This window comes from Nocardia pseudovaccinii NBRC 100343, from assembly GCF_001613225.1.
Taxonomy (GTDB): Bacteria; Actinomycetota; Actinomycetes; order Mycobacteriales; family Mycobacteriaceae; genus Nocardia; species Nocardia pseudovaccinii.
Window position 1 is genome coordinate 23532 of record NZ_BDBY01000179.1, and the last position, 6213, is coordinate 29744.

At 65.3% G+C, this 6213-nt stretch carries 5 protein-coding genes; 3 read left to right on the forward strand and 2 right to left on the reverse strand.

Translation table 11 applies throughout. The annotated features are described in order from the left end of the window. Positions 1–11 precede the first annotated feature (11 nt). Positions 12–1166: an acyl-CoA dehydrogenase family protein gene (locus NP3_RS22120; RefSeq protein WP_063043512.1), complete on the reverse strand. Its 1155-nt coding sequence runs from the start codon at positions 1164–1166 to the stop codon at positions 12–14. Between the two features lie 95 nt (positions 1167–1261). On the opposite strand from NP3_RS22120, the gene NP3_RS22125 reads away from it, so the two are divergent. Together NP3_RS22125 and NP3_RS22130 are read left to right on the forward strand one after the other, a co-directional pair. Then, a complete protein-coding gene (locus NP3_RS22125) occupies positions 1262–2242 on the forward strand; it encodes a LysR family transcriptional regulator (RefSeq protein WP_307678581.1) in 981 nt (326 codons plus the stop codon). Positions 2243–2407: 165 nt separating this feature from the next. Then, on the forward strand, positions 2408–3886 hold the full coding sequence (locus NP3_RS22130) for an aldehyde dehydrogenase (protein ID WP_063043513.1): 1479 nt from the start codon (positions 2408–2410) through the stop codon (positions 3884–3886). A 200-nt stretch (positions 3887–4086) separates the two neighbouring features. Here NP3_RS22130 and NP3_RS22135 read toward each other — a convergent pair whose 3' ends face one another. After that, the gene (locus NP3_RS22135) at positions 4087–5553 is read right to left on the reverse strand and encodes a DHA2 family efflux MFS transporter permease subunit (protein WP_063043514.1); all 1467 of its coding nucleotides are present in this window, start codon (positions 5551–5553) and stop codon (positions 4087–4089) included. A gap of 410 nt (positions 5554–5963) precedes the next feature. On the opposite strand from NP3_RS22135, the gene NP3_RS49230 reads away from it, so the two are divergent. Next, positions 5964–6213: alpha/beta hydrolase family protein (locus tag NP3_RS49230; RefSeq protein WP_169814544.1), on the forward strand; the 250-nt coding region annotated here is incomplete at its 3' end.

Below are 6213 nucleotides of genomic sequence, written 5' to 3' on the forward strand. Positions count from 1 at the left end.
TGCCGGACAACTCAGTTGATCCGATTACGGCTGATCAGCTGGCGGGCGATCACACCGCGCTGAATCTCGTTGGTGCCCTCACCGACGATCATCAGCGGCGCGTCGCGGAAGTAGCGTTCCACATCGAATTCGGTGGAATACCCGTAGCCACCGTGCACGCGCACGGCATTGAGCGCGATCTCCATGGCGGTCTCGGAGGCGAACAGTTTCGCCATACCGGCCTCCATATCAGCGCGCTCGCCCGAGTCGTAACGGCGCGCCGCGTACTGCACCAACTGGCGCGCGGCGGTCAGTTTCGTCGCCATATCGGCGAGATAGTTGCCGACGGACTGGTGCTGCCAGATGGGTTTGCCGAAGCTTTCCCGTTGCTGGGCGTAGCGAATCGAATCCTCCAGCGCGGCCCGACCAACGCCGAGCGCGCGCGATGCCACCTGGATCCGCCCGACCTCCAGACCGCGCATCATCTGTGCGAAGCCCGCGCCCTCGACCCCGCCGAGCAGCGCCGATGCGGGCACCCGCAAATCGTCGAAGGTCAGCTCACAGCTCTCGACCCCCTTGTAGCCGAGTTTGGGCAGATCCCGCGACACCGTGAATCCGGGCCCCTTCTCCACCAGCAGAATGCTGATCCCCCGATGCGCGGGTTCCGCGGCGGGATCGGTCTTGCACAGCAGGGCGACCAGATCAGACCGGCGGGCATTGCTGATCCAGGTCTTGGACCCGTTGACGATGTATTCCTCGCCGACCCGGCGGGCCGTCGTGCGCATGGCCTGCAGATCCGATCCACCGCCCGGTTCGGTCAGCGCCATGGTCGCGCGCAGTTCACCGGTCGCCATCCGTGGCAGGTAACGGTCCTTCTGCTCCTGAGTTCCGTAGTCCAGCAACAGTTTTGCGACCACGGTGTGACCGCCCATCGCCCCCGCCAGGCTCATCCAGCCGCGCGAGAGCTCCTCGGTGACGGCGGCGTAGCACGGTGTGGACACCTTGGCCTCGCCCCACGGTTCCGGGATGGCCAGCCCGTAGATCCCGAGCTGTTTCATCTGGTCGATCAGCTTCTCCGGGTAGGTGTTCGTATGGTCGAGCTCCTGCGCGACCGGTTTGACCTCCCGGTCCACGAAGTCACGCACCACCGCGACGATCGCGGTTTCTTCCTCATTGAGCTCGTGCACGACGATTTCCTCTCGCCCCTCGGCAATACACACCCGGCACTATCATCATGAGAGCTAATACAGGCCTGGGTAAAATGCTGAGTTCTGATACCACTATGCCGGTTCGCGATGCGCAGGAGGAGCGGATGGACTTCAAGCAGTTGAAGGCCATGGTCACGGTGGCCGAGGTCGGCAGCGTCACCAAGGCCGCGGAGTTGCTGCACCTGGTCCAACCGGCCGTCACCCGGCAGATACGGATGCTGGAACAGGAACTCGGCGTCGCACTGTTCGAGCGCACCCGGCAGGGTATGCGCCCGACCGAGGCCGGGACGGTCATGGTCGAGCGGGCGCGGCGGGCCCTGCACGAGCTGGACCGCGCCCGCGCCGAACTCCGCCCGGCACCCGGTGTCGTCACCGGCGTGGTCACTGTCGGCCTGCTGGAGAGCGCCGCCGACCTGTTGGCCGAACCACTCGTATCGGCGCTCGCCCACCATCATCCCGGCATCGAATTGCGTGTTCTCACCGGCTATTCCGGACATCTGCAGCGCTGGCTCGACGACGGCGACCTCGATCTGAGCCTGTTGTACAACCTCACCAGCACACCGTCGCTCAATGTCGAACCGCTTGCGCGGGAACGGCTCTGGGTGGTCGCGCCACCGAGCGGCAACTTGCATGCCGACCGTCCTGTCACCTTGGCCGAGGTCGCGACCCATCCGATGGTGATGCCCGCGCCGGGGCATGCGCTGCGTGCCCTCATCGACGGCGCCTCCGCGCGGACGCAGGTGAATTTCGACGTGACCGTACAGACCAATTCACTGCGCATGCAGAAGCTGCTGGTGCTCGGCGGGCACGGCTGGACGATCCTGCCCGGCGTCGGCATTGCCGATGATGTCGCCAGCGGAACACTCAGCGCCGCACCCCTGTGCGAGCCGGAGGTCTGGCGACTGATCGTCCTCGGCATACCGCGCACCGGCCGCGTCCCCGCTGCCGCCGAAGTCGTTGCGGCCGAACTCATCCGACAGGTGCGCACCGCGGTAGCGGAGGGGCGCTGGCCCTCGGCCCGACTCGTCGACCGCAGCGAAACCGCGGCGGATTGACCGGATCGATTGCCGTCGAACGGTTCAGGTCGAACAGACGCCCATCGCATCACGGACCAGCCTCATATGCCGTCCGGAAATACGGGCATCAATTCTTTTTATTTTTCAACTGTCTTCATCATCACTCATGATCGGTCGCAGAGTCTTCCGATACCGAGGTTCGCCATGCAGCAGTATCCGATGTTCATCGACGGGCGTGACCATCAGCCGATCGGCGGCAAGTGGTTCCCCACCGACAACCCGTATCTCGGCGAACCATGGGCCCGAATCGCCAAGGGCGGCGCCGAGGATGTCGACGCCGCGATGCAGGCCGCCCACCGGGCCTGCACCTCCGGTCCCTGGCCGGAACTCACCGCGAGTGCTCGCGGCGCACTGCTGCGCCGCCTCGGCGACACCCTCGCCGAACATGCGCACCGACTGGCCGAGCTCGAGGTCCGCGACAACGGCAAATTATTCGCCGAAATGTATGGCCAGCTCAGCTACCTACCGCAGTGGTTCTACTACTACGCCGGGCTGGCCGACAAGATCGAGGGGACGGTGCTGCCGCTGGACAAGAAGGGCTACTTCGCCTACACGCGCCAAGAGCCCGTCGGTGTCGTCGGCATTATCACGCCGTGGAATTCACCGCTGATGCTGCTGACCTGGAAACTGGCCCCGGCCCTTGCCGCGGGCTGCACAGTGGTGATCAAACCGTCGGAATTCACCTCCGCCTCCACGATCGAGCTGGTCCGGCTGTTCCAAGCGGCCGGATTGCCGCCGGGCGTGCTCAATGTGGTGACCGGCTTCGGCGCCGACGTCGGTACCGCCCTCGTCGAGCATCCGCTGGTCCGCAAGATCACCTTCACCGGATCCGATTTCACCGGGCGCGCGATCAACGAGGCCGCGGCCCGCGACCTCAAGCACGTGAGTCTCGAACTGGGTGGTAAATCCCCGAATATCGTATTCGCCGACGCCGATCTCGACGCCGCGGTCAACGGAGTCGTTTCCGGCATTTTCGCCGCCACCGGCCAGACCTGTATCGCCGGATCGCGACTGCTGGTCCAGGACAGCATTCACGACGAATTCGTCGCGCGCGTGGTGGAACTCGCGCGCACGGCTCGCATGGGCGACCCCATGTCCGAGCACACCCAGGTCGGCCCGATCACCACACCGGCGCAGTACACGAAGGTGCTGGACTATCTGCGCATCGCCGAAAAGGAAGGCGCCACACTGGCTTTGGGTGGAACGCCCGCGACGCGCCCGGAATGCGGTAACGGCTGGTTCATCGAACCGACCATCTTCACCGGCGTCGACAATCGGATGCGCATCGCCCAAGAAGAAGTCTTCGGACCGGTGCTCGCCGTCATCCCGTTCGGCGCCGAGGACGATGCCGTCGCCCTGGCCAACGATGTCCGCTTCGGCCTCGGTGCGGGCGTCTGGACCAGTGATATCGGCCGTGCACTGCGTATGGCCGAGCGCATTCGCTCCGGCACGGTGTGGGTGAACACCTATCGCGCCGTCAGTTTCATGGCGCCGTTCGGCGGATTCAAGGATTCCGGCATCGGCCGGGAAAACGGAATAGACGCCATCCGGGAGTACCTCGAAACCAAGACGGTCTGGATCAATTCCGGTGCGCCGGTCGGAAATCCATTCGTGATCCGCTGATCCAGGAACCGAGTCGTGCCGGGAAGCAGTTGGGTCAGGTGTCGACCATGGCGATCGGTCAGATCCGCGAGCTGAGTACGACAGAAGTAGCCGTTGGCCAGGATGGTGGTGTCGGCATCGGCGACCGCGACCAATGCGGACCGTGAATGACGAAAACCCCTGGCGCGCAAGAATACGGCCAGGGGTTCTCGCCCTATTGGTCAGCTCTTGACCAGTTCAGGGATTGCGTTGTCGAGTTCCTCGGCATCCGCAGGGGCAGCTGCCGCCCGGCTCGGCAGCAGCACAGCCATGGCGATCACGACCAGTGCCAGGGCGGCGGAGACCAGGAAGGCCAGGCGCATGCCGTCGAGGTGGGCGGTGACGGGGTCGGTGCCGTCGGCGACGAGTCCGGTGCTGCGGGCCGACATCACCGTCACCACCAGAGCGGTGCCGAACGCCGCGGCGACCTGCTGCAGCGTGCCCAGCATCGAGCTGCCGTGCGAGTACAGGTGCTGCGGAAGCGCGCCGAGCCCGAGGGTGAAGACCGGGGTGAAGGCGGCGGCCAGCGACACCATCAGCAGGATGTGCAGTGCCAGCAGCTGCCAGTACGGCATGGACATCGAGATCTGGGTGAATCCGCCCAGCGCAGCGGCGATCCCGACCGAGCCGGGAATGACCAGTACGCGTCCACCGAAGCGGTCGAAAAGGCGACCGACCGTCGGTCCGAGCAGACCCATCGCCAGCCCACCCGGCATCACCAGCAGGCCGGTCTGCAAGGGGCTCAGACCGCGCAGATTCTGCAGATACAGCGGCAGCAGGATCATCGAGCCGAGCATCGCCATGAACGCGACCGACATCAGCACCAGCGCCTTCGCGTAGGTGCCGGAAAGCAGGACCCGCAGATCCAGCAGCGGGGTGCCGGTGCGCTGCAGGCGCAGCTGACGGAAGACGAATACGGCGATGAGGGCCGAACCCGCGGCGACGATCAGGGCCGGGCTGGTTAGGTTGTCGCTCTCGAACCGGCTGAGCCCGAATACCAGCCCGCCGAATCCGAGCGCGGCGAGCACCACGCTGACCGAGTCGATCGCCCCGGCCTGCGGTTCACCGACATTCTCCAGCCGACGCAGACCCAGCCACATGACGACCGCGGTGATCGGCAGGACCAGCACGAAAAGCCAACGCCACGAACCGATCTGCAGCACCATCCCGGAGACTACCGGGCCGAGCGCGGGCGCCACCGAAATGGCAAGGGTGACATTGCCCATCACCCGGCCGCGGTCCTGCTCGGGCACCACGGTCATGAGTGTGGTCATCAGCAGCGGCATCATTACCGCGGTACCGCCGGCCTGAATAACCCGTCCGAGCAGCAGCACCGCGAACGACGGCGCGACGGCCGCCAGCGCGGTCCCCGCCAGGAAGACCCCCATCGCCACGGCATAGGCCCGCCTGGTCGACACCCGCTGCAGGAACCAGCCGGTAGTCGGGATGACGGCGGCCATCGTCAACATGAACGCGGTGGACACCCATTGCGCCGCCCGCTCGGTGACCTCGAGGTCGGCCATCAGCCGCGGGATCGCGTTGATCATGATGGTTTCGTTCAGTATCACCACGAAGGTCGCGAGTACCAGTACCCGGATGACGGTCGGCGTCCGCCCTCCCGAGGCGGGGGCGGAAAGTTCGGCTGACATCGGGTGTACCTCCAGGGCGTCTCGACAGGAATATGTGTGGCGCGTTGCCGATTCATCGGATCTCGCCACAGTGGTAGAGACGGGACCGGCGGCTCGAATTCATCGGCACGCGACAGTATTGCGGTCGCCACCGACAAGTTCGGCCGCACGTGCCACCCATCTGCACAACCGCCCATCGAAGGCGCGGCGATGAGAACATACCTCTCATGATGAAGAACGATCCTTCCAGTGCAGCGCGAACGGCGCACCGCCGGATATGGCCAGCCACCGCAACGGCGTTCGTCACGGCGGTGACACTCGTGTGCGGCGGCAACACGGCAGCAGCCGAGCAGCCGCACGCAGACCATCCGGTGGCTTCCGCAGGATGCGCCTTACCCGCACCCGCCCCGGGAACATCCACTGGGCAGTTCGTGGCGGCGGGAAAATCGGGTAGCTACGTACAGGACATTCCCGCAGGGATATCGCCGCTACCTGTGGTCTTCGATATCCACGGGTACCTCGAGCCCGCCCAGATCGAACACGTCGCCACCGGTGTCGGCCAATTCGGAATCGAGCACGGATTCGCGACGATCACCCCGCAACTCGACGAACCCGGTTGGCCACGCTGGGATTTCAGCGAAAACAGCGCCGATGTCGCCTATCTGTCGGAGCTGCTGACGC